General features: G+C 45.4%; 22 protein-coding genes. 13 read left to right on the plus strand and 9 right to left on the minus strand.

All coding sequences use genetic code 11. The annotated features are described in order from the left end of the window. Window positions 1-123: 123 nt before the first annotated feature. Window positions 124-1,389, minus strand: coding sequence for a serine hydroxymethyltransferase (gene glyA / locus H9628_RS00990; RefSeq protein ID WP_251832254.1), 1,266 nt, complete (start codon window positions 1,387-1,389; stop codon window positions 124-126). 178 nt (window positions 1,390-1,567) lie between these two features. On the opposite strand from glyA, the gene H9628_RS00995 reads away from it, so the two are divergent. Further along, a complete protein-coding gene (locus H9628_RS00995) occupies window positions 1,568-2,062 on the plus strand; it encodes a Smr/MutS family protein (protein WP_251832255.1) in 495 nt (164 codons plus the stop codon). 131 nt (window positions 2,063-2,193) lie between these two features. Here H9628_RS00995 and H9628_RS01000 read toward each other — a convergent pair whose 3' ends face one another. After that, window positions 2,194-2,511, minus strand: a complete 318-nt coding sequence (locus H9628_RS01000) for a DUF6370 family protein (RefSeq protein WP_251832256.1) — start codon at window positions 2,509-2,511, stop codon at window positions 2,194-2,196. 116 nt (window positions 2,512-2,627) lie between these two features. Here H9628_RS01000 and H9628_RS01005 point away from each other — a divergent pair, with 116 nt between their 5' ends. The 3 genes from H9628_RS01005 (at window position 2,628) to H9628_RS01015 (ending at window position 4,440) form a co-directional block, all read left to right on the plus strand. Then, window positions 2,628-3,347 carry a DUF3822 family protein gene (locus H9628_RS01005; RefSeq protein ID WP_251832257.1) on the plus strand — a complete coding sequence of 240 codons (720 nt, stop codon included), beginning with the start codon at window positions 2,628-2,630 and terminating at the stop codon, window positions 3,345-3,347. A gap of 70 nt (window positions 3,348-3,417) precedes the next feature. Continuing rightward, a complete protein-coding gene (locus H9628_RS01010) occupies window positions 3,418-3,768 on the plus strand; it encodes a four helix bundle protein (protein WP_251832258.1) in 351 nt (116 codons plus the stop codon). 66 nt (window positions 3,769-3,834) lie between these two features. After that, window positions 3,835-4,440, plus strand: coding sequence for an RsmD family RNA methyltransferase (locus H9628_RS01015; RefSeq protein ID WP_251832259.1), 606 nt, complete (start codon window positions 3,835-3,837; stop codon window positions 4,438-4,440). A 57-nt stretch (window positions 4,441-4,497) separates the two neighbouring features. Here H9628_RS01015 and murI read toward each other — a convergent pair whose 3' ends face one another. The 5 genes from murI to H9628_RS01040 all read right to left on the minus strand — a co-directional run bounded on the left by murI (window position 4,498) and on the right by H9628_RS01040 (window position 9,833). Next, window positions 4,498-5,328 (minus strand): glutamate racemase, encoded by an 831-nt coding sequence (murI, locus tag H9628_RS01020; protein ID WP_251832260.1) that lies wholly within the window; start codon window positions 5,326-5,328, stop codon window positions 4,498-4,500. Between the two features lie 72 nt (window positions 5,329-5,400). Next, the gene (gene hemW / locus H9628_RS01025) at window positions 5,401-6,534 is read right to left on the minus strand and encodes a radical SAM family heme chaperone HemW (protein ID WP_251832261.1); all 1,134 of its coding nucleotides are present in this window, start codon (window positions 6,532-6,534) and stop codon (window positions 5,401-5,403) included. A 113-nt stretch (window positions 6,535-6,647) separates the two neighbouring features. Further along, on the minus strand, window positions 6,648-7,598 hold the full coding sequence (locus H9628_RS01030) for a PorP/SprF family type IX secretion system membrane protein (RefSeq protein WP_251832262.1): 951 nt from the start codon (window positions 7,596-7,598) through the stop codon (window positions 6,648-6,650). Between the two features lie 45 nt (window positions 7,599-7,643). Further along, window positions 7,644-8,705: an RluA family pseudouridine synthase gene (locus H9628_RS01035; RefSeq protein ID WP_251832263.1), complete on the minus strand. Its 1,062-nt coding sequence runs from the start codon at window positions 8,703-8,705 to the stop codon at window positions 7,644-7,646. A gap of 57 nt (window positions 8,706-8,762) precedes the next feature. Beyond that, window positions 8,763-9,833, minus strand: a complete 1,071-nt coding sequence (locus tag H9628_RS01040) for a PASTA domain-containing protein (protein ID WP_251832264.1) — start codon at window positions 9,831-9,833, stop codon at window positions 8,763-8,765. Between the two features lie 248 nt (window positions 9,834-10,081). Between H9628_RS01040 and H9628_RS01045 the strand changes: the two genes are divergently transcribed. From H9628_RS01045 to lnt, 6 genes are all read left to right on the plus strand, one after another. After that, window positions 10,082-10,939 (plus strand): YicC/YloC family endoribonuclease, encoded by an 858-nt coding sequence (locus H9628_RS01045; protein ID WP_251832265.1) that lies wholly within the window; start codon window positions 10,082-10,084, stop codon window positions 10,937-10,939. Between the two features lie 66 nt (window positions 10,940-11,005). Then, the gene (gmk, locus tag H9628_RS01050) at window positions 11,006-11,569 is read left to right on the plus strand and encodes a guanylate kinase (protein WP_251832266.1); all 564 of its coding nucleotides are present in this window, start codon (window positions 11,006-11,008) and stop codon (window positions 11,567-11,569) included. Beyond that, window positions 11,566-12,288 carry an NAD(P)-binding domain-containing protein gene (locus H9628_RS01055; protein ID WP_251832267.1) on the plus strand — a complete coding sequence of 241 codons (723 nt, stop codon included), beginning with the start codon at window positions 11,566-11,568 and terminating at the stop codon, window positions 12,286-12,288. Before gmk ends, H9628_RS01055 begins: the two co-directional genes overlap by 4 nt. Beyond that, entirely contained in the window at window positions 12,285-13,304 is a 1,020-nt protein-coding gene (gene nadA / locus H9628_RS01060; protein WP_251832268.1) for a quinolinate synthase NadA, read from the plus strand. The genes H9628_RS01055 and nadA overlap by 4 nt, the downstream gene beginning before the upstream one ends. A 265-nt stretch (window positions 13,305-13,569) precedes the next feature. Continuing rightward, window positions 13,570-13,932: a dihydroneopterin aldolase gene (gene folB / locus H9628_RS01065; protein ID WP_251832269.1), complete on the plus strand. Its 363-nt coding sequence runs from the start codon at window positions 13,570-13,572 to the stop codon at window positions 13,930-13,932. A 93-nt stretch (window positions 13,933-14,025) separates the two neighbouring features. Next, complete coding sequence (gene lnt / locus H9628_RS01070) at window positions 14,026-15,657, plus strand: apolipoprotein N-acyltransferase (protein WP_251832270.1); 1,632 nt, start codon at window positions 14,026-14,028, stop codon at window positions 15,655-15,657. 22 nt (window positions 15,658-15,679) lie between these two features. Here the strand turns inward: lnt and H9628_RS01075 are convergent, their stop codons facing one another. Next, window positions 15,680-17,812: a helix-turn-helix domain-containing protein gene (locus H9628_RS01075; RefSeq protein WP_251832271.1), complete on the minus strand. Its 2,133-nt coding sequence runs from the start codon at window positions 17,810-17,812 to the stop codon at window positions 15,680-15,682. 142 nt (window positions 17,813-17,954) lie between these two features. Here H9628_RS01075 and H9628_RS01080 point away from each other — a divergent pair, with 142 nt between their 5' ends. Further along, the gene (locus H9628_RS01080; RefSeq protein ID WP_251832272.1) at window positions 17,955-18,404 is read left to right on the plus strand and encodes a hypothetical protein; all 450 of its coding nucleotides are present in this window, start codon (window positions 17,955-17,957) and stop codon (window positions 18,402-18,404) included. Here H9628_RS01080 and H9628_RS01085 read toward each other — a convergent pair whose 3' ends face one another. Next, on the minus strand, window positions 18,405-18,920 hold the full coding sequence (locus H9628_RS01085) for a gamma carbonic anhydrase family protein (protein WP_251832273.1): 516 nt from the start codon (window positions 18,918-18,920) through the stop codon (window positions 18,405-18,407). It abuts the gene before it with no gap. Between the two features lie 117 nt (window positions 18,921-19,037). On the opposite strand from H9628_RS01085, the gene H9628_RS01090 reads away from it, so the two are divergent. Continuing rightward, complete coding sequence (locus tag H9628_RS01090; RefSeq protein ID WP_251832274.1) at window positions 19,038-19,916, plus strand: NifU family protein; 879 nt, start codon at window positions 19,038-19,040, stop codon at window positions 19,914-19,916. A 68-nt stretch (window positions 19,917-19,984) separates the two neighbouring features. Then, window positions 19,985-21,007 (plus strand): ferrochelatase, encoded by a 1,023-nt coding sequence (gene hemH / locus H9628_RS01095; RefSeq protein WP_251832275.1) that lies wholly within the window; start codon window positions 19,985-19,987, stop codon window positions 21,005-21,007. The last annotated feature ends 10 nt before the right edge of the window (window positions 21,008-21,017 follow it).

Raw genomic sequence — 21,017 nt, forward strand, 5'->3', positions numbered from 1 at the left:
TTATCTATAATTTTTTAACGCAAAAATCTCCGAAGTCAGGTTTCGACTATAGATTTGGTGTCCCACATGTCTCCGCTCTTGGCTCTCGGCTCTTGGCTCTTGGCTCTTGACTCTTGGCTCTACTTAAAACCCAAACAGCGGCCGCGCGTCCATCAACTCATTCACCTGCTTGCGAACATTCGCAACCACCGATTCGTCTTTGATGTTCGTAACCACCTCATTGATCAGCCCCGCGATGGTTTCCATATCGTTTTCTTTGAGGCCACGCGTAGTGATAGCAGCCGTACCCAAACGGATTCCCGAAGTGGTGAAGGCGGATTTATCGTCGAACGGCACCATGTTTTTGTTGCACGTAATGTCAGCTTTTACAAGTGCTTTTTCGGTTTCTTTGCCGTTTACATTTTTATTTCTAAGGTCAACCAGCATCAGATGATTGTCGGTACCTCCGCTCACAATGTCGAAGCCATGACCGATCATGGCTTTTGCAAGTGCCCGCGCGTTCGCGATGACCTGTTTAGCGTAGGTTTCAAATTTTGGATCGATAGCTTCGGCGAATGCAACCGCTTTCGCAGCGATCACGTGTTCGAGCGGTCCGCCCTGAATTCCCGGGAAAACGGCGCTGTCGAGCACCGCGCTCATCATTTTGGTCTCGCCCTTTGGTGTTTTGTGTCCGTAGGTATTTTCAAAATCTTTACCCATCATGATCAGTCCTCCACGCGGCCCGCGTAAAGTTTTATGTGTGGTGGTCGTCACGACGTGGCAATGCTCGAATGGCGAACTTAAAAGTCCTTTCGCAATCAGTCCGGCCGGGTGCGCGATGTCGGCCCAAAGCGTAGCGCCCACCTCATCGGCCACTTCGCGGAACTTTTTAAAATCGATATCCCTGGAATAAGCCGAATAACCCGCGATCAGCATCTTTGGCCTCACTTCAAGCGCTTTCTGGCGCATCGCTTCGTAATCGATCAGACCACTTTCACGGTCAACGCCGTAAAAATGCGCTTCATACTGGATTCCTGAAAAATTCACGGCTGAACCATGCGTCAGGTGTCCGCCCATAGAAAGGTCCAGACCTAAAATCTTATCACCGGGTTTCAGCACCGACAGATAAACCGCGGCATTGGCCTGTGAACCTGAATGCGGCTGAACATTCGCATACGACGCACCAAACAGTTCTTTCGCACGGTCAATGGCGAGTGTTTCCACTTCGTCCACCACTTCGCAACCTCCATAATAGCGACGGCCCGGATATCCTTCCGCGTATTTGTTGGTGAGCACGCTGCCCATGGCTTTCATCACATGATCTGACACGAAATTTTCTGAAGCGATCAATTCGAGTCCGTGGGTTTGTCTTTGTCTTTCCTGCTCTATCAGGCCGAATATTGGATCCATACTTGTCTTTTTTTTAATCTTTTATAGTTAATTTCAAATTTACGGAATTTATTCCGGTGGCAGGCAAACGTGAAGAGTGGAACGGTAAACTCCTGCACGGCTACATTTGATTTAAAGCGGCAATTCCGAAGAGCCTGAAACCTTTAAAAATATTTAAATTTGCCCAAAAGCATTTAAAATGAAACCGGGTGACAGAATATCGCTTATCGATGATGATATAAAAGGAACTGTCACGGCCGTGAAAGGGGAAACGGTTACGTTCCGTGATGCGCATGGTTTTATGCACGAATATCCTAAAAACAAACTGGTGATCCGAAACCCGTCGCTCTACGAAGGAAAGCCGGTCATTAAAAAAGCCGAACCGACGGTTAAAAGATCAAAGAAACATCAGCAAACACATAAAGTGCTGGATCTCCATTTCGAAAATTTAGTATCAAACCCTGCCGAACACAGCTCGTTTGAGCGGCTGTTAATTCAAAAGGAAAAACTGGAAGAGGCGATGGCTTACTGCCGGCGCAACCAACTTAAAAAACTCGAGATCATCCACGGTCTCGGTGACGGTGTGCTGCAGAATATGGTTTTCGACTACCTGCGCGGCCAGACCGGCATCGATTTCGAAGACCACGACTTTTTCTATCACCAGACCGGCAGCGTGATGGTGAGGTTTAGGTGAGGGAAATTGAAATTTGAATAATTTGAAATTTGAGAATTTGAAAATGTGGGAATGAGGCAATTGAACTGCAAATCGCGCAATTAGAAAACCGCGTAAGGGCGACCTTTATTATAGCCCAATTGGACGAAAAACTATTTCCCTTCCGGTAACAGTTTAAATGATGTCGCCAAAAATTTCTTCCCTTTCACTTTACCGCTCACTTCGGCTTTCCGGACCGCATTGCAAAAACCCATTCCGCTATGCGCATCACCGTGATCATCGATGCCGCTGCCTTCCACCCAATACGTCTTCCCGTCAATCTTCACGGCAAGGTCACAGCCTTTTTTATCTTTCATATGGAACTGGCACTGCCCGCAGGAAGCTTCCACTACCTGAACTTGCTCCTTTTTTTGCTGCGCCTGTGTAGCAACGCCAAGCAAGATCATCATTAAATAAATTAATTTTTTCATGTGTCCTGAATTTATTCAAAATTACAACTTCTGAAATCCCTTTTGTGTGATTGCCGTCATATGTTCCAAAAAAAAGGCTGCTAATTTTTTATTAAATTTGCGCAGACCTCAATATTATGCAAAAACTTTCGCTGCTTTTCATCAAAGACGGTTTACAGTACCAGATTCTGAAAAACAAAACCGTTCTGGAGGAACATGGTTTTTACGCTGAGGATGCCGCCGCGCAGAATTCAGTTCAGGAAAAACTCAAAACACTTTTAGAAACTAAAAAGTTCAGTCAGATCTCGGTGATTTCTGCGCTCAACCATTTTACGCTCATGCCTGAAGGTTTTGCCCAACACGATCTTGGTTATGACTTGATTGCCTTTAATGCGCCGGTGAACCGAGATGAGGAAGAACTGATGCTTTCGGTGAATAAAAAGTTTGGCGTGCAGTTTTATTATACGATGCCTAAAGCGATTTATTCAATGATAAAAGGGCTCAACATACCGGCCACTTTCAATTTTTCGGGCGAAAAGTTTCTGAACAGCCTCCAGGCGCGCAACCAGAAAGAGATTCACATCAATCTCTACCATAACCAGTGTGAATTTGTAGCACTTGACCATAAAAAAGTCATCCTGTACAACAACCTTGATGTCAATTCGGAAGTTGATTTTCTTTATTTCATCATGTTCACTTTAAGTAAAATTGAATTTGGAATCGCTGAAACCTCGTTTTTTGTTTACGGCGAAACCACCGAAAATGAAACATTCATCTCTGAACTCCGAAAATTCGTAAAGAAAATCAGGATTGTTTTTGATAACGTGCCGAAGAAGAATTTTGTGATGGCGGGATGATGGGTGTTGGATGATGGATGATGGATGTTGGACGATGGATGAACCGGGATATTGAACTAAAATAATACCGATGAGTTTTAAATTTGAAAAACTGATAATCTGGCAGAATTCAATGACCTTTGGCGAAACTATTTTTAATGTCTCCGCTAATTTCCCGGCTGAAGAAAAATTTAATCTCACTTCGCAGATACGACGCGCAGCAGATTCCATTGCACTGAATATCGCCGAAGGAAGTATTCTGCAGAGCAATCCCGAATTTAAAAGATTTCTTAGTTATTCAATTAGGTCAATCGCAGAAGTGGTTACTTGCCTGTATAAAGCTAAAAACAGAAAGTACATACCGGAAGAAACTTTTAGCGAAATATACAGCGAATCATACAGACTCATCAACCACATAATCGCTTTTAAAAATAAATTATAATATTATAAATCAGTAGCAGCATCACATCTGTCACCCTACACCCTACACCATACACCCAGCATAAACATGTACAGAATCATATCCGGACGATGGAAGTCCAAAAGAATATCAGCCCCGAAGAACTTTAACGTGCGTCCTACAACAGATTTCGCGAAAGAAGCGCTGTTCAGCATCATCGAAAACCGTTTTAATATCGATATGACGGCGAGTTCCGTACTCGACCTGTTTGCGGGAATCGGTTCCGTTTCGCTTGAATTTGCCTCGCGTGGCTGCCAGGACGTCACCTCAGTGGAACTGAATGCCAAACATGCGGCCTTCATCAGCACTACCGCCGCAGATCTTGAAATGGCTTTGCAGGTAAACGTGCAGCGTGGCGACGTTTTCGATTATCTGAAAAAAAACCGTGGCAGAAAATCTTACGATATAGTGATGGCTGACCCGCCCTTCGATACCGATGCAAAAAAATATGCGGAACTTATCGATTGGGTATTGAATAACGCCTACGTAAAACCCGGTGGAATCTTTATCCTAGAACACCAGAGCCGCCAGAAATTTGAACATCCCAACCTGCTCGATACACGCAAATACGGTAATGTGAGCTTCTCGTTCTATTCCGCCACCATGGAAGCAACTGAGGAAACTGCGGGGGAAAACTTAACCACCAACCCTTAATAATTCACCATCAACCATTAACCATTAACAATCATCCATTAACAATTAACCATTAACCTAAAGTGTCTGCAGTTGCAACTGGATGCTGTTTCCGAAGAATTTTTTAGAGATTTTCTCAAAAGTTTTCGTCAGGTCAGAGAGGTAGAATTCGTACGTGGGCTCCGGATTTTTAGAATTGAGCAAGCCGTGCTGATCAAGGATCATTTTAAGCTGATTGGCCACGATACCGGGCGAATCGATTACACGCACGCGGTTTCCGTAATACTGACGGATCTCGTCAATCAATAGAGGATAATGTGTACATCCCAATATAAGCGTCTCGATATTCTTTAATTTACTGTTACTCAAATAATTGTAAACTATCGAATGCGTTATTGGATGATTTTTAAAACCTTCTTCAATCGCGGGCACGAGCAGCGGCGTAGCAAGTTCGTCCACTTTGATGAAACGGTTGTGCTTGCGGATTGATTTCCGGTAAAGACCCGAACTTACCGTAGCTTTCGTCGCGATAACGCCTACATTATTGTGAATTTCGTAGGCCACTTTTTCGGCTACAGGATTGATGACGTCGATCACCGGAACGTGGTCGGCCACTTCATCGAGGACTTCCTTTAGTGCATTCGCGGTGGCCGAATTACACGCAATCACGATCGCTTTGCAGTTTTTTTCGAGCAGGAACCGGGCAATTTTGGTGGAATATCCCACGATGGCCTCGCGCGATTTTTCGCCGTACGGCAGATGCTTGGTATCACCGAAATAGATAAGATTTTCGTGGGGCAAAAGTTTCTTGATTTCGCGTGCAACGGTAAGTCCGCCCACGCCCGAATCAAAAATACCGATCGGCTGCGTGGCCGAAAGATGGCTGAAATCCTGTTTTTTCTTTTTCAACTGCCTAAAGTTTGTGCAAAAATACGGAATTTGTAAACGCGCTGACCATTCGCCGGCCTCTGCATACGGAGTTTAGTCCCCGCCGAGGTAAAAAAGATCTGCCGCAATGCCGTCTGCCAGGAACCAGTGCACTTCCGGGATCTTCAGGAATCCATTTTCAATGACAAGCGTTCCGCGCTGAAGTTTCCCTGAAGTTTCTTTGTCTAAATGGTTTTGGATCTCAGCACTAAAACTTTGATTTAAAACGGAGAGATCAACGCCTTTCGCCGTCCGCAAACCGATCATGAGCATCTCATTGAAACGGTCTTTTTCGGACAGAAATTCGGTTTCTTTTGCTAAAATATTTTGGTTTAATGCATTTATATACTTCTGATTATTGGCCACATTCCAGCTTCTTTCGCTGCGCCCGTCGTAAGAATGCGCCGAGGGCCCGAGGCCCAGATACTCGCGGTATTGCCAATACGCCGTGTTGTGCCGCGACTCCAAGCCGGGTTTGGCAAAGTTTGAAATCTCATAATGCTGAAAACCGTTAAGCTTAAGGAAATCGGACATATAATAGAAATCCTCGGTCTGTTCGCTCTCTTTGGGTGGCTGAATTTTATTCTGCGCAATCCATTGGTTGAGGGCAGTTTTCGGTTCTACGGTTAAGGCGTAAGCTGAAATATGCGGCACTTCAAGCGCCACGGCTTTATTCAGACTTTCTTTCCATAGCGAAAAATCGGAAGTGGGCGAGCCGTAAATCAGGTCGATACTTAAGTTTTCGAAGCCGGAATCCTGCGCACGCTTGATCGAACTTTCAGCTTCTGCGGCTGAATGCGCACGGTTCATCAAGACCAGATCGTCATCAAAAAAACTTTGGGTCCCGATGGAAAGCCGGTTGATTTCGGTTGAGCGCAGGTCTTTAAGAAAAGCCGAATTCAGATCATCGGGATTGGCTTCAAGCGTAATTTCGATGTCGGGCGCAAAGGTGAAATATTTTAAAACCTCATCGATAAGCATTTTAAGCTCGTCAACTTCCAAAACAGACGGCGTTCCGCCACCGAAATAGAGCGATTTCAGTTCTTTCTCCTGAAGTTCATGACTCCGCAAACCAATCTCCTTTTTGATGGCCGCCAACATTTCGCCTTTGTATTTCAACGAAGTGGAAAAATGGAAGTTGCAGTAGCTGCATTTCTGCTTGCAGAACGGAATGTGAATATACAGCATGACTTAGAAAGTGCTGATTTTTGATTGTGAATTCTTAAGGTTGGATTGGCTCTTGGTTCATGGCTCTCGGCTCTTGGCTCTTGGCTCTTGACTCTTGTCTCTTCTCCCCCTTATCAATACCTGAAACCGCGCTGATTGATAAAGTTTTCGAGGTTGTAACCTACACTCAGCATAAAACTGCTGCCCGCGTATTGCTGTACATCAGACAGACCAAAATTATACGTGGCACCAAACGTGAAGTTGTTCACTTTCGCCCGGATAACCGGTGAAAAACCTAGGTTCTGACTTCCGAATTTGTTCTTGGCCGTACGGAAACTCGCGCCGCCGGAAAACGTGGTGTCTTCATCGCCAACCGTCGCCATCAGGTTAAAATCCATGATCCGCGCTGAATTGGTATTCAGGTTCATCATCACAGACGGACTTAAGGCAAAGCCTTCGGCCAGGTAATAATCGTAGCCAAGTGTGAAGATATATTTTGTGGGTTCAGGCTCTATACCGTTTACAATGGGGATATCATTTGTGATCGCAATATCATTCACCGACACACTACCAAAAAGCCCCCTGTACGTAGCAGCCATACCAAGATTCGCGTAAGCCAGAAAAATACTGTTGTTGTCTTCAGAAAGTGTGTAATCACCGGGATCCTGAGGATTCAGCATCGCCAGGTCAATGTTCATGTTATATAAACTTACCGAAGTACCGAATGAAAACTGGCTCTTGCGCTCGCCGTCATCATCAATGGGGATGAAATAGGATGCACCGCCGGTAATTCCGTTTGACGAAACCGGACCGTTCTGGTCGCGAAAGAAACTCAGACCTGCCCCTACCCGGTCAAAAACATTGGCATGCAACCCGATAGACTGCACATTGGGTGACTGGTCAAAGCTTGCAAACTGTTTCTGGTAGTTTAAATTGAGTACCACATCATCGGTTTTTCCGTACTGTGCGGGGTTGAAGAGAAAGTCTCCGTCCATCAGATACTGCTGATAGAACGGCAGTGTCTCCTGACTTTTGAAGAAATTGATACAGATAAATATAAAAAATAAGGCTCCAAATTTCCTCATAGTGTGGGTCAAATCAAAATTTTTGCAAATATACCAACTTTTTACTCAATTGTTTTCAAGATAGTTACGCCATTTTTCCACCGCCGCGGACATATCCTCTGGCATTGGGCTCTCGAAGTACATTTCCTCCTTTGTCGTGGGATGAATAAAGCCGAGCGTGTGCGCATGCAGTGCATGCCTCGGCAATACTTCGAAAACATTTTTGATGAACTGCCGGTATTTCGGAAGGTTCACGCCTTTCAAAATCTGTTCACCCTCGTATCTTTCATCGTTGAAAAGGGTATGACCGATATGCTTGAAATGCGCCCGTATCTGGTGAGTCCGGCCTGTTTCGAGCTTACATTCTACCCAGGTCATGTATTTAAAACGTTCAATAACCTTGTAATGCGTCACCGCATGCTTACCGGCGCTGCCGTCTTCATAAACCGACATTTGCAGACGGTTTTTCGGGTGACGGCCAATATTTCCGGTAATTGTACCTTCATCATCTGCCATATTCCCCCATACAAAAGCCCAGTATAAGCGGCGCGTTTTGCGGTCGAAGAACTGTTTCGCGAGGAAACTTAATGCATATTCTGTCTTTGCAATCACCAGCAGCCCGGAAGTATCTTTATCAATGCGGTGTACCAAACCTACCCTGTCGAGATCGGATTTAGCACCGTTTTTCTCAAAATGATAAGCCAAAGCGTTCACCAATGTGCCGTCCCAGTTTCCGTGTCCGGGGTGCACCACCATGCCCGGATCTTTATCTACAACCACCAGGTCATCATCTTCGTAAACGATATTTATCGGAATATCTTGTGGAATGATGACATTTTCACGTGGCGGACGGCTAAGCAAAACCGAAATTTGGTCGCCGGGTTTTACGCGATAATTCTGCTTCACGGCTTTACCGTTCACCACTACATTTCCGGCCCGGCAAGTCTGCGAGATCTTGTTGCGCGTAGAATTTTGCCTGAAAATATGCAGAAACTTGTCGATGCGAAGCGGCTGCTGGTTGCCGTCAACCGTGATATTCAGATGCTCAAAGAGTTCCGCAGCTTCCGTGTCAGCAGGATCTGCATTCAGCAGGTCTTCATCTAAAAAATCTTCGTCTGGATCGGTCATTGGATAAAAAAAGCTTCAGGCAGGCTGAAGCTCAGGTATTTTGTTTTTAAATAAAACTTATTCTACAACAACTTTTCGCGCCTTGGGTTTTTCCTCGGTTTTCGCAGGCGTTGTGGTTGTCTGTGTTTTAGGTTTTGGGTCTGCGGTAGTTTTGGATGCAGTTGGTTTTGATGCATCCGTTTTAGTTGCAGGTTTTGGCGTTTCGGTTTTCGGAGCCTCAGTTCTTGGAGTTTCCGTTTTTGGTGCCTCCTGTCGCGGTTCTGTGCGCGGAGCAGGCTCTGTGTAAACCGGCCCATCATCATAATTCGGCATTGGCGGAACCTCCTCCAGCCTGATGCGGTAAATGGAATTGAGCTGTGAGATTTTCGCGCCCATTTCAGCCGGTGTTTTCTTACTCGACCAAATATCAATCTGCATACCCTGGTCTCGTACATCAAAGGCCGCGGGATCCTGATAATACACGATATCAGACTCGTCCTGTTTGCCGTCTTCACTTTCTACAAGCCCAACCTCAAATAAATTCTGTGCAATAACAGCTTTAGCTTCCTGTACCGTGAGACCGACCAGGTTTGGCACCGTGATGTTCCGTTTCGGGCCGGCACCGATCACCACTCCGATTGTGGAAAAACGCGGCAGCAAAGTCCCCGGCTTCAGCGCAGTTCCGTTGTAAGTCATCCGTAAGATCGCATCGCGCTGAATGCTCGGTTCGTAGATGGTGTCGCCGACTTTGAGCCCAACCTGTTCTAGCTGGCGGAAGGCAAGACCTTTGTAACGGTCTAAGATATCGGGAACTGAAACCTGTGCCCAGGTCCGTGGGTTTACTTTCAAGATAATGGTACGGCCGTCCTTTACGCGTGAGCCCGGTGCAGGATAAATCTGCAGCACCTGAAAAGGCCGGAATTTAGGATCAAATTTAAAACTGTCTACTTCATAATCAAGTCCGGAATCATCGAGGATGCGGATTGCATCATGCACCGACTTGTTCATCACATTCGGAACAGGAATTTCCTTACCGTGATTGGTATGCAACTCTAACCAGCGGAAAGTCAGCCAGACCAGACCGGTGAAAACTGCGGCGGCCAACAGAATATTCAGAAGTACTTTCCAGTGGAAAAGCGATTTAAGCATATTTTTAAATCTTTAAAATATAGACTTGCAAATATATAAAATAATCTTTTCGGAGCGCGTAAACTTGAGCGTAAGCCTTAATATATTCCGGATAATCTGTGATCTCCGGCTTTAATTCGGATCAGTTTAAAATCTGCACCTTTAATCTTTAAATTTAAATATCAAAGGACCTAAAAAGCGGCAGGCAATCGCCTGAAATATTAAAAATAGCTCCTGAAATCCCTATCTTTGCAGCATAAAATATACGCATGATTCTATCCATGACCGGTTTCGGCAGAAGTGAAGGTGTTTTTGAAGGTAAAAAGATTACCATTGACCTTAAATCTCTCAACAGTAAATCACTTGATCTCAACATCAAAATGCCGGTTCGGTATAAGGAAAAAGAATTTGAAATCCGGAAGATACTGAACGACGGTATCCTGCGCGGTAAAGTAGATTGCTACATCAACCTTGAAAACCTGCAGGAAGGCGGCGAAGTGAGCATTAACCACAATCTGATCAGTGCCTATATCACCGAACTGAAAAAAGTAGCAGCGGACGGACCCGACTTTGAATACCTGAAAATGGCCGTGAGAATGCCCGATGCAGTGGCCGCAAAACAGGACGACCTCAGCGAAGCGGAGTGGAATTTCCTCGCAGGTCTTGTAAAGGAAGCGTTGCAGAAATTCGACACTTTCAGAAAAACCGAAGGCGACATTCTGCATGAAGAACTTAAACGCAACATCCACAATATCGAAACCTATCTTTCAATGGTGGTGCCTTATGAAGGTGTGCGCCTCGAAGCAGTGAAAGAACGCTATCAGAACACACTGAAGGAGTTTGCGCAGATCGATGAAACACGATTCTATCAGGAAATGGCCTACTATACTGAGAAACTTGATATTTCTGAAGAGAAGGTCCGCCTTGCGCAGCACCTGAAATATTACACCGACGTAATGAAAAATGAAGATTACAACGGCAAGAAACTTGGTTTTATCTCGCAGGAGATGGGTCGGGAAATCAATACATTAGGTTCCAAAGCCAACCACGCTGAGATACAGAAACTCGTCGTGATGATGAAAGACGACCTCGAAAAGATCAAAGAACAGACGCTGAACGTTTTGTAAGAAGAATCAAGAGCCAGGAAAAAGTGTAAAGTAGTTCCAACAACCGTTCATCACCCATCATCCGCAATGAATAAAGTCATCATATTTTCAGCTCCTTCCGGCAGCGGAAAAACCACACTCGTAAAATATTGCCTCGAAACCTTTCCACAACTGGCTTTCTCCGTTTCGTGCACTACGCGCGCGCCGCGCGGAAGCGAAAAAGACGGAATCGACTACCATTTTCTAACGCCCGATCAGTTCCGCGCGAGGATTGCTGAAGAGGCATTTGTGGAATTTGAGGAAGTCTATACCGATAAATATTACGGCACACTGAAATCTGAAGTTGCAGATATCTGGAGCCGCGGCAGTGTTGTAATTTTCGACGTGGACGTAAAAGGCGGAATCTCCCTGAAAAAATATTTCGGTGAAAAAGCACTTTCCATTTTCATCATGCCGCCGTCTGTCGCTGAATTGGAGCGCAGGCTCACTTCGCGCGCTACAGATGATGCCGAAACCATTCGGACGCGCGTGGCAAAAGCCGCTGAGGAAATCGGTTTCCAGTCTGAATTTGACAAAACCGTCATCAACGATGACCTAGACGCGGCCAAAACCGAAATAAAAACACTGATCGAAAACTTTTTAGCGTCATGAAAGTGGCGGTACTTGGCTGCGGCTGGCTGGGTGAACGGCTTGCAGCATACCTCGTAAAACAGGGCGAACAGATTATCGCCACCACCACTTCGCCTGAAAAGCTCAAACAGATTTCAGCAACCGGTGCAGAAGCACACCTCCTCGAATTCGGGAAAACGGCAGATTTTACTTTTTTAAATGATTGTGATGCGGCCATATTCAGCATGCCGGCTGCGAAAGACAACTGGCACGCAGCACTACAAACACTTGATCTGAGTTTTCCTAAAACAGTTTTCTTTAGCTCTACCGGAATTTACCCGCAAAGCGCAGGCATTTTTTCGGAAGAACAGCATGAGAATCTGCGCGAAGATCTCGCCGCCTCAGAAGAAATCATCCGCACAAAATTCCCGCAAACCAATATTCTTCGTCTGGCCGGACTGATGGGCGATGAACGGAACCTCACAAACTTTTTCAAAAACCGCGCACCTGCTGACGCCGATAAAGCCGTCAACCACATCCACTACGAAGATATCGTGCACGCTGTCCATTTGATTTTAAAGTCAGATGTGCAGGCGGAAACTTTTAACATAGTAGCTCCAAAGCATCCTACGATTGGCCAGATCCTGAACATTCCCGGCGATAATACCGGAAAGAGCGCCCGAATAATCTCCGCAGAAAAGTTCATTCAGAATTTTAATTATAAATTTATCCATCCAAACCCACAATATTTCAGCCGATGAGCACAGAGACATTAGATAAAGCAAAATCAAACCTTCCGGTAAGAGGATTCTTAAAAATAGACGACCTCATCATTCCTAAGGGCGAAGAATTGGTGCAGGCCATCCTCGACCTCAAAAAAGAAAAAAACGCGGTTATTCTCGCACACTACTATCAGCCGCCCGCTATTCAGGACATCGCGGACTTTCTAGGTGATTCGCTGCAACTGGCGAGACAGGCCAAAGATACCGATGCAAACATGATCGCATTTTGTGGTGTGCACTTTATGGCTGAAGCCGCAAAAATACTGAACCCGACAAAGAAAGTCGTTTTACCGGATACGCAGGCCGGCTGTTCACTGGCCGACGGCTGCAGCGGCGAAGGTTTGCGTGCCATGCGAGCTAAACATCCGAACGCCATCATCGCCACGTACATCAACTGTAACGCGGAAACCAAAGCAGAATCAGATATAATCGTGACGAGTTCCAACGCAGAAACCATCATAGAATCTTTACCGAAAGACAGACCCATCATATTCGCTCCAGATAAAAACCTCGGCCGTTATCTGGCGAAGAAGACCGGCCGCGACATGATCTTCTGGGATGGCAGCTGCATCGTACACGAAGCGTTTTCTATGGAAAGGATCGCGCAGCAAATGGCGTCAGTTCCGGAGGCTAAACTCATCGCGCATCCTGAAAGCGAGTCTGCGGTCCTCGATCTCGCACACTTCGTAGGTTCTACGTCGGCTTTGCTCAATTATGTAGAAAAAGACGAGGCAACCGTTTTCATCGTGGCTACAGAAGAAGGAATTTTGCACGAGATGCGCAAGCGCGCACCTCATAAGCAACTCATTCCGGCGCTTGTGTTTGATGAGAGCTGCAACTGTTCTGAATGTTTCTACATGAAGCGAAATACCATGGAAAAGCTCTATCTCTGCATGAAATATGAACTTCCGGAAATCACGATGGATGAAGACCTTCGTCTGCGCGCGCTGAAACCCATCGAGGCGATGCTCGATATGAGCAAAATGATCAAATAGCAAGCTTTCGCGCAAAGATAATACTCTACGGATGCGCGTACCTTTATCATTTAAACTTAAGGGAAGACAGCTTACATAAAAAGACACGGACGTTTTTTGAAGAACGTCCGTATGTTTTTAATAAAAGACCCGCATGTTTTAGGTAAAAGATACTTATGTTTTATTACGGGCATGCAATGCTTTATTTAAATGATTAGATACTGTTCCTTTTCCAAACCATTAAGATCCTGAAATAAAGCTTTAATTTAAACTAAATTCATTAAAGATGACCTCAAAAATTCTCCTGGAAGACATAAAGATCTATGCTTACCACGGCGTGCTGCCCGAAGAGAAAATACTCGGAACTTACTATCTGGTAAACGCCGAAATCTCTGCAGATCTTTGGAAAGCCACGCAAACCGATAACCTCAGTGATACGGTGAATTACGCTGAAATCAACACCCTCATCCACGAGGAGATGAAGATTCCCTCAGAACTCATGGAACATGTGGCAGGCAGAATCATGGAAAGGATCGCTAAAACATTCGCGTCTGTGAGCCACATTAAATGTAAAATCACCAAGACCAATCCGCCCATGCCGGGCGAAATGCACGGCGTAAGCGTGGAGTTCGAAAAACGCTTTGAATAGTATTGTCTCCTGAGCACTTACATTTTTTTATTTGCTTAAATTTGTAAGGACCGTCCTGGCGACCTTCCACACGGCTCAATTTTAAAAAATTCAATGAAATATATCATACTTTCACTGCTTTCGGCGGTTTTACTCAGCGTCTCGTGGCCTACGTACGGCGTTCCGTTCTTTCTTTTTTTCGCACTGGTCCCGCTGCTCATGATGGAGCACGACATCACCAAATTCTCGAAATTAAAAAACAAAAGTTGGTCGGTTTTTGGTCTCGCCTACCTGTGTTTCATCATCTGGAACATCGTCACTACAGGCTGGCTATATGGCTCAAAGAACCCGGACGGCACACATTCTGTCGCGGCGGTGGTTTTGCCAGTGGTGTTTAATTCGCTGTTTTACGCGCTTTTATTCCAACTTTATCACTGGTACAAGAAGGCGCAGGGAACCTATTTCGGGCTCGTGTTCTTCGTAGCGATCTGGATGTGCTGGGAAAAATTCCATTTAAGTTGGGAACTTACCTGGCCGTGGCTAAACCTTGGAAACGCGTTTGCAGATTACCCGAAACTCATCCAATGGTATGATACCCTGGGCGCCACCGGCGGAAGTTTCTGGATCCTGCTCGTAAACGTCTATATCTTTTATACGGTAAGAATTTGGGAAGCCGCGCGAAAACGCAGGTCTTTGATCATCAATTCTGCAGTAATCTTAGCCGGAATCGCGTTACCAATGCTGATTTCAGTGGTTAAATATGAAAATTTTGACTTAAAACCGACCGGCTCTGTCAGTGTGTTAATGCTGCAGCCCGAGCTTGATCCATACACCGAAAAATATTCAAAAGACAGCCTTACCATACTCAATGACCTGCTGACGCTTGCAGAACAAAATTCGACCGGCCAGATTGATTATTACATCGGGCCGGAAACCTCGCTGCCGGGGTTCGGCTCTATTTCCGAAACAGGCTTTGAACACAGTACGCTTCTGAATTCAGTGAAAGAGTTTTTAGGCAAACATCCCAAATCAGTATTCGCGACCGGAATCTCATCGCACCGCTTTTACCGCGACGAAAATGAAAAGTCTTCCACGGCTTATCAAACTTCCTCAGGGTCGTTTGTTGACAGCTACAATTCTGCCGTGCAGATCATACCGAACCACAACGTGGAAGTTTATCACAAAGGCAAGTTGGTTCCCGGCGTTGAAATCTTCCCTTACATCAACGTGCTGAAACCAGTCTTAGGCGATGCAATGATAGACCTCGGCGGTACGGTAGCGTCCCTCGGGGTGGATGATGAACGCAAAGTTTTTGCGAATCCGTACAACGCGGGCAAACTCGCGCCGATCATTTGCTATGAAAGCATCTACGGTGAGTTTGTTACTGATTACGTTAAGAAAGGAGCGAACTTTCTCGCGATTATGACAAACGACTCCTGGTGGGGCGTTACACAGGGCCACAAACAGCTGCTGGCGTATGCCAAACTTCGCGCGATAGAGACGAGACGTGAGATTGCGCGTTCCGCGAACAGTGGGATTTCAGCGCACATCGATGCCCGCGGAAACATCATGGCAGATACACTTTACGGCGACAAAACCACTCTTTATGCGAAAGTGAATCTGTATGACCATACCACGTTTTACACCCGCGCCGGCGACCTGATTTCGAGGATGATGGTGTTTGTGCTCGGCTTTTTGGTATTTTACACTTTGATCAAGAAGTTCCAGAACCACCAGAAAAAGTAGCCGTTAAGTTTAAATATTTAAACTATTTCGTCTTGCTTTCTTTCACGAAAGTATAGTGATTGAGCAGAACACGGATTTCATTAAACTCAAAATCTTTTGGCAGCACCTGTTTCCAGGCACTTAAGGTTTCGTGGGTGTCGTCTTTTTTGAATTCCTTTTCAAATGTTTTGATTTTGTCTTTGTCGAAAATCCGCTTCAGGTCTAGCAAACCTCTTTCCGCGAACTTCGCCAGATGTCCGTAAATGGTTTCGGGCACCAGTCCGCGTTCGCGCGCGATTTCGGGTATCGATTTACCTTCTTCAAAAAGCTGAAACGTAAGGATATGCGACGGAATTTTCGCAATCTTAGTCGTTATGATTTCCTCATTTTTAGAATCAAACAGTGGTTTCTCCAGCAGATGCACTTTCTTAAGGTCGTTCAGGTAATCTTCGAGGTCATCAAGGAACACCCGAAAATCTTCGTTGTACTGTTTAAGACCTTTTACGCCTTTGGTTTCGGCATAGAATTCCTTCAGCAGCGAGAATATCTTTGAATTTACATTGGTGAAAAAAAAGTTTACCGCACCTTTCGCTTTTGTTTCTATCTCGTCCCAGGTCGTTTTTCCCTCGATGAAGCTATGCGTCATCTGCTGGATGACACGGCGGAATTTTTCAAAGACTTTGCGGTAATTTTCAGCTTCCGGCCGGAGTGTCTGATGCAGAAAAACCACTTTATCCTTATCCGTGAGTTTTGCCTGTTTCGCGTTCTGAAACCAGACGTCAATCGTAGGCGCGATCCACGAACATTCGAGTTTGCTGATGATTTTCTGGATGCTGTAATCGTACTTTTCAGCATTTAATATTTCCTCAATTTTCGAATTCGCATGCGTTTCATCCTGAAACTTCGAAACCCTGCGGTCTGAATAAATGACTTCAGGCGTGATTTTAGACTTTAAAACAATGCCTTCCAAAGTCCGGCAACGCGAAAGCGCCACATAAACCTGACCTGACGCGAAAGATTTTCCGGCATCGATGATCAGCCTGTCAAAAGTAAGTCCCTGAGATTTGTGAATGGTGACCGCCCAGGCAAGCCGTACCGGAAACTGTGAAAAGCTGCCCAGGACTTCCTCCTTCACGCTTTTGTCTTCACCCAGCGAGTATCTTTTCTGGTCCCAATTCTCTTTTTTAAGTTTAAATATCTCATCATCACCATCGATGATCACCGAGATTTCCTTTTCGGAAAGACCGACAACTTCAGCCAGTTTCCCATTGAAATAGCGCCGCTCTCCGCTCGCGTCATTACGGATGAACATGATCTGCGCACCTACTTTTAGCTCCAGAACCTCATCGTTCGGATACTGATTTTCATTAAAGTCACCAATGATCTCAGCCTTATAGAAATGCGCTTTTCCCGGAAGTGCGGCCAGTTTTTTCTGGTTGATGTCATCCGCCATGCGGTTGTGGGAGGTCAAATAGACGTATGCCTCGTCCTTCGGCTCAAAGTCTGGAATATATCGGGCATTGAGCGTTTCGAAATCGATATCACGGATCTCACCGTCACGGATTTCATTCAGGATCTCCAGGAATTTTTCATCCTTCTGGCGATAAACCGTCGTCAGTTCGAGTGTAATCAGCGGCAGTTCCTTCAGCGCGTAACTGTCGAAAAAGAAGGGCGAATTATAATATTGTTTCAGGATATGTTCATCTCGCACCACGGGCGGCAGCTGGTAGAGATCGCCGATGAAAAGCATCTGCACACCACCAAACTTCTGCTGGTTGCGGCGCACGTGCCGCAGCGAGAAATCCATCATATCAAGAACATCCGCACGGAGCATCGAAACCTCATCGATGATGATGATTTCTATTTCGCGAAGCAGTTTCAGCTTGTCTTTCCGGTAGCGGAAATGATGCATCAGATCGGCAATGTTGTTTGCAGTATCTGTATCTATGCGTTCTGTAGTAGGTAAAAATGTGCGTAACGGCAGCCCAAACATCGAGTGTATGGTCACTCCACCGGCATTGATCGCTGCGATTCCGGTGGGTGCTACCACGATGAATTTTTTTCGGGTTTTAGCCACAAACTGGTTCAGGAAAGTGGTTTTTCCTGTGCCCGCCTTCCCCGTGAGGAAGATACTGCGGTGGGTGTGTTCGGCTAAACTAAACAGCGATTCGTTCATCGGTCAAATTTAAGGAAAATAGCCGCAAAAGCTGATTGAAGACTGAATTTTTGACGGGCTATGAAATATTTAAAAATAATCTTAGTACCCTAATTTTAGGAAAAGGTAATATTTTTGCAGGGTTTGGTTTAAAAATATCATCATGACGAAGACTGCCATCTTAATTTTAGCTTCCGCACTTACTTTTACCGCCTGCAAATCGAGGCAAAATGCAGACACTGCAAACCTGCCGAAGGACATTTCGCTGAAACCGGACAATAATCTGATTCAGCAGCAGGACCGTGAAGAACTGAGTTTGATGCTCAAAGAAATTGAAACATTCGCCACTTCGAAAACCTGCAGCGACGCGTCTGAATGGAAATTTGCAGCGATCGGTGCTAAACCCTGCGGTGGTCCGAGTTCGTATATTGCGTATCCGCTCGCACTGGAAACGGAAATCTTAGAAAAGATCAATCTGTTTACCCGGAAGCAATCGACATTTAACACGAAATATCAGCTGATCTCTGACTGCCGAATGGTGATGCCGCCCGTCGGAATGAAATGTGTTGACGGAAAGGCGGTGCTGATCAGTGAAGTTGCCGAAGTGCAGTAATTAATCTTTGTACCAGCCGGAATATTTGACATAGTTGTTGGCGATTCTGTTCACCTCACCTTCGAGGAGTTCCGCTGAGATATCTTTGATTTTCCGCGCCGGAATTCCACCCCAAACTTCACCGGATTTGATGTGCGTGCCCTGCGTAACGACGGAACCTGCGCCGACAATTGAGTTACTTTCTACGGTACAGTCGTCCATCACGATGGCGCCCATGCCGATCAACACGTTGTCTTTTATCGTACAGCCGTGCACGATGGCGTTGTGACCGATCGAAACGTTATTCCCTATTATCAACGGAAACTTTTCAAATGTACAATGCAGCATCGCGTTATCCTGCACGTTTACCTTGTTCCCAAGCGTGATGAAATGTACGTCACCGCGGATCACGGCGTTGTACCAGACGCTGCACTCGCGGCCCATAGTCACATCACCAATCACCGTGGCCGTTTCAGCCAGAAAAGTACCTTCACCAATTTGCGGAGTTTTATCTAAAAGTGTCTTAATAATTGCCATGCGCTGTCTGTTTTAATGATGGTTTTTGGGGATGACCGGTATTTATAAAATCGAAGTATAAAAGCGGATTGCCAATTTTGTAATCCGTATTTTTGCCATTCAAATTTAATGAATAATATGAGACCTATCCTTATAGAACCTACCGAAAACCCGAAAGTGCTGAAATTCGTCGCAGATTATACCTTGCTGCCCGGTTCCGTGGAGCTTGACCGCGATTCTGACATTTCGGAAATACCTTTGGCTCAGGAACTTTTCAAATATCCTTTCGTGGAACGGATTTTCATCACCGCCAACTTCATTGCCGTGGCAAAACAGGACGGCGTAGAATGGGAACATGTAGCCGAAAGCCTTAAAAACATCCTGCAGGAAACCCTTCACGAAAATCCACGCATCTACCGTCAGAAAATGGCGGATTCACACCAGATTTTCAGTGAAATGACACCAAACCCGATGGTAATGAAATTCGTTTCGAGCAACAGGCTGATCGATGGTTTTGTGGAAGTGAAATCGCTCGAAGATTCGGGAGATGTTCCGCTTGCTGCCGCGTTGTTTGCTAAGTTCGGTTTTGTAAAAGAAGTCTTTATCTCTGAAAACTTTGTCGCGATTACCAAAAATGTGTCTGTTGAATGGCATGAGGTGATGATTGAAGTGCGTGATTTCATCGCTAATTATTTGCAGGAAGGCGGTAAAATCTCGAACATTGCCGCACAAAAACACGAGAAACCTGCCGAAAATATCATTAACCGCGAATACACCGAAACCGAACAGAAAATTTCGGATATTCTTGACGAATACGTGGCGCCGGCAGTAGCAGGTGACGGCGGCAAAATTTCACTTATCGAGTACGATGAAACCTCAAAAACTGCGAGAATGTTACTGCAGGGCGCATGTTCTGGCTGTCCGAGTTCTACGGCGACATTAAAAGGCGGTATCGAAAACCTTTTGAAGCAGTTTGTGCCCGAACTTATAGACCACGTGGAAGCGGTAAACGGATAAATATATCAGCAATTGGTTTGAACATATGCCGTGCTTATTGGACAGCCAATTACTTATTTCAAAAAAATATGAAAGGAATTTTATTAGTCAATCTCGGTTCGCCGAAATCTACGCGTGTTGAAGATGTGAAGGAGTACCTCGACGAGTTTCTGATGGACGAAAAAGTGATCGATTACCGCTGGTTTTTCCGTTCGCTGCTTGTTCAGGGCATTATTTTGAGAACGCGTCCGGCGAAATCTGCAGAGGCTTATAAAACTGTCTGGACCGACGAAGGCTCTCCGCTAATTGTCATTACCAAGCAAATTCAGCAAAAGCTGCAAAAGCTTGTAGATATTCCGGTGGAAATAGGGATGCGTTACTCCGAACCGAGTATTGAAAGTGGGATACGCAGCCTTACAGAAAAAGGTGTTACGGAGATCGTTCTCTTTCCATTGTATCCGCAATATGCGATGAGTACAACTGAAACTGTGGTGGATAAAGCTGAAGAGGTGCGTAAAAAACATTTCCCAAATGTCAGAATCAGCTACGTGCAGCCTTTCTACAACCGAGATATCTATATCGACTGTCTGGCTGAAAGCATCCGCGAAAAACTTCCTGAAAATTACGATGCCCTGCAGTTCTCCTACCACGGTGTGCCGGAGCGGCATATCTATAAAACTGACCCAACCAACACCTGCAACCTGAACGACTGCTGCTCAAGAGCCGAAAACCCGAGTCATCAGTTTTGCTATAGACACCAGTGTTATAAAACGACCGAACTTGTCACTGAAAAGCTGAACATTCCGCGCGAAAAGACGGTTGTTTCTTTTCAGTCGCGGCTTGGAAAGGATAAATGGATGGAACCTTACACTGATGAGACGCTGGATGCATTACCGAAAAAAGGTGTGAAAAATCTGGCAATTGTGTGTCCTGCTTTTGTGTCTGACTGCCTGGAAACGCTTGAAGAAATCTCGGTGGAAGGCCGTGATGAGTTCCTGCATGCGGGCGGCGAAAACTTTCATTACATCCCATGTCTGAATGATGAAGACCGCTGGATTAAAGTGGTAAAAACGCTTTGCGAAGAAAAGCTGAACGATTTTTATTTTGTTTAAATAGACCTTC

It is taken from the genome of Kaistella pullorum (genome assembly GCF_014837035.1).
GTDB classification, from domain to species: Bacteria; Bacteroidota; Bacteroidia; order Flavobacteriales; family Weeksellaceae; genus Kaistella; species Kaistella rhinocerotis.

Bases quoted from the DNA above. Each gene is read 5' to 3' on its own strand.
- glyA (WP_251832254.1), bottom strand. From the start codon at position 1,389: ATGGATCCAATATTCGGCCTGATAGAGCAGGAAAGACAAAGACAAACC.
- H9628_RS00995 (WP_251832255.1), top strand. From the start codon at position 1,568: ATGAAACCGGGTGACAGAATATCGCTTATCGATGATGATATAAAAGGA.
- H9628_RS01000 (WP_251832256.1), bottom strand. From the start codon at position 2,511: ATGAAAAAATTAATTTATTTAATGATGATCTTGCTTGGCGTTGCTACA.
- H9628_RS01005 (WP_251832257.1), top strand. From the start codon at position 2,628: ATGCAAAAACTTTCGCTGCTTTTCATCAAAGACGGTTTACAGTACCAG.
- H9628_RS01010 (WP_251832258.1), top strand. From the start codon at position 3,418: ATGAGTTTTAAATTTGAAAAACTGATAATCTGGCAGAATTCAATGACC.
- H9628_RS01015 (WP_251832259.1), top strand. From the start codon at position 3,835: ATGTACAGAATCATATCCGGACGATGGAAGTCCAAAAGAATATCAGCC.
- hemW (WP_251832261.1), bottom strand. From the start codon at position 6,534: ATGCTGTATATTCACATTCCGTTCTGCAAGCAGAAATGCAGCTACTGC.
- H9628_RS01030 (WP_251832262.1), bottom strand. From the start codon at position 7,598: ATGAGGAAATTTGGAGCCTTATTTTTTATATTTATCTGTATCAATTTC.
- H9628_RS01035 (WP_251832263.1), bottom strand. From the start codon at position 8,705: ATGACCGATCCAGACGAAGATTTTTTAGATGAAGACCTGCTGAATGCA.
- H9628_RS01040 (WP_251832264.1), bottom strand. From the start codon at position 9,833: ATGCTTAAATCGCTTTTCCACTGGAAAGTACTTCTGAATATTCTGTTG.
- H9628_RS01045 (WP_251832265.1), top strand. From the start codon at position 10,082: ATGATTCTATCCATGACCGGTTTCGGCAGAAGTGAAGGTGTTTTTGAA.
- gmk (WP_251832266.1), top strand. From the start codon at position 11,006: ATGAATAAAGTCATCATATTTTCAGCTCCTTCCGGCAGCGGAAAAACC.
- H9628_RS01055 (WP_251832267.1), top strand. From the start codon at position 11,566: ATGAAAGTGGCGGTACTTGGCTGCGGCTGGCTGGGTGAACGGCTTGCA.
- nadA (WP_251832268.1), top strand. From the start codon at position 12,285: ATGAGCACAGAGACATTAGATAAAGCAAAATCAAACCTTCCGGTAAGA.
- folB (WP_251832269.1), top strand. From the start codon at position 13,570: ATGACCTCAAAAATTCTCCTGGAAGACATAAAGATCTATGCTTACCAC.
- lnt (WP_251832270.1), top strand. From the start codon at position 14,026: ATGAAATATATCATACTTTCACTGCTTTCGGCGGTTTTACTCAGCGTC.
- H9628_RS01075 (WP_251832271.1), bottom strand. From the start codon at position 17,812: ATGAACGAATCGCTGTTTAGTTTAGCCGAACACACCCACCGCAGTATC.
- H9628_RS01080 (WP_251832272.1), top strand. From the start codon at position 17,955: ATGACGAAGACTGCCATCTTAATTTTAGCTTCCGCACTTACTTTTACC.
- H9628_RS01085 (WP_251832273.1), bottom strand. From the start codon at position 18,920: ATGGCAATTATTAAGACACTTTTAGATAAAACTCCGCAAATTGGTGAA.
- H9628_RS01090 (WP_251832274.1), top strand. From the start codon at position 19,038: ATGAGACCTATCCTTATAGAACCTACCGAAAACCCGAAAGTGCTGAAA.
- hemH (WP_251832275.1), top strand. From the start codon at position 19,985: ATGAAAGGAATTTTATTAGTCAATCTCGGTTCGCCGAAATCTACGCGT.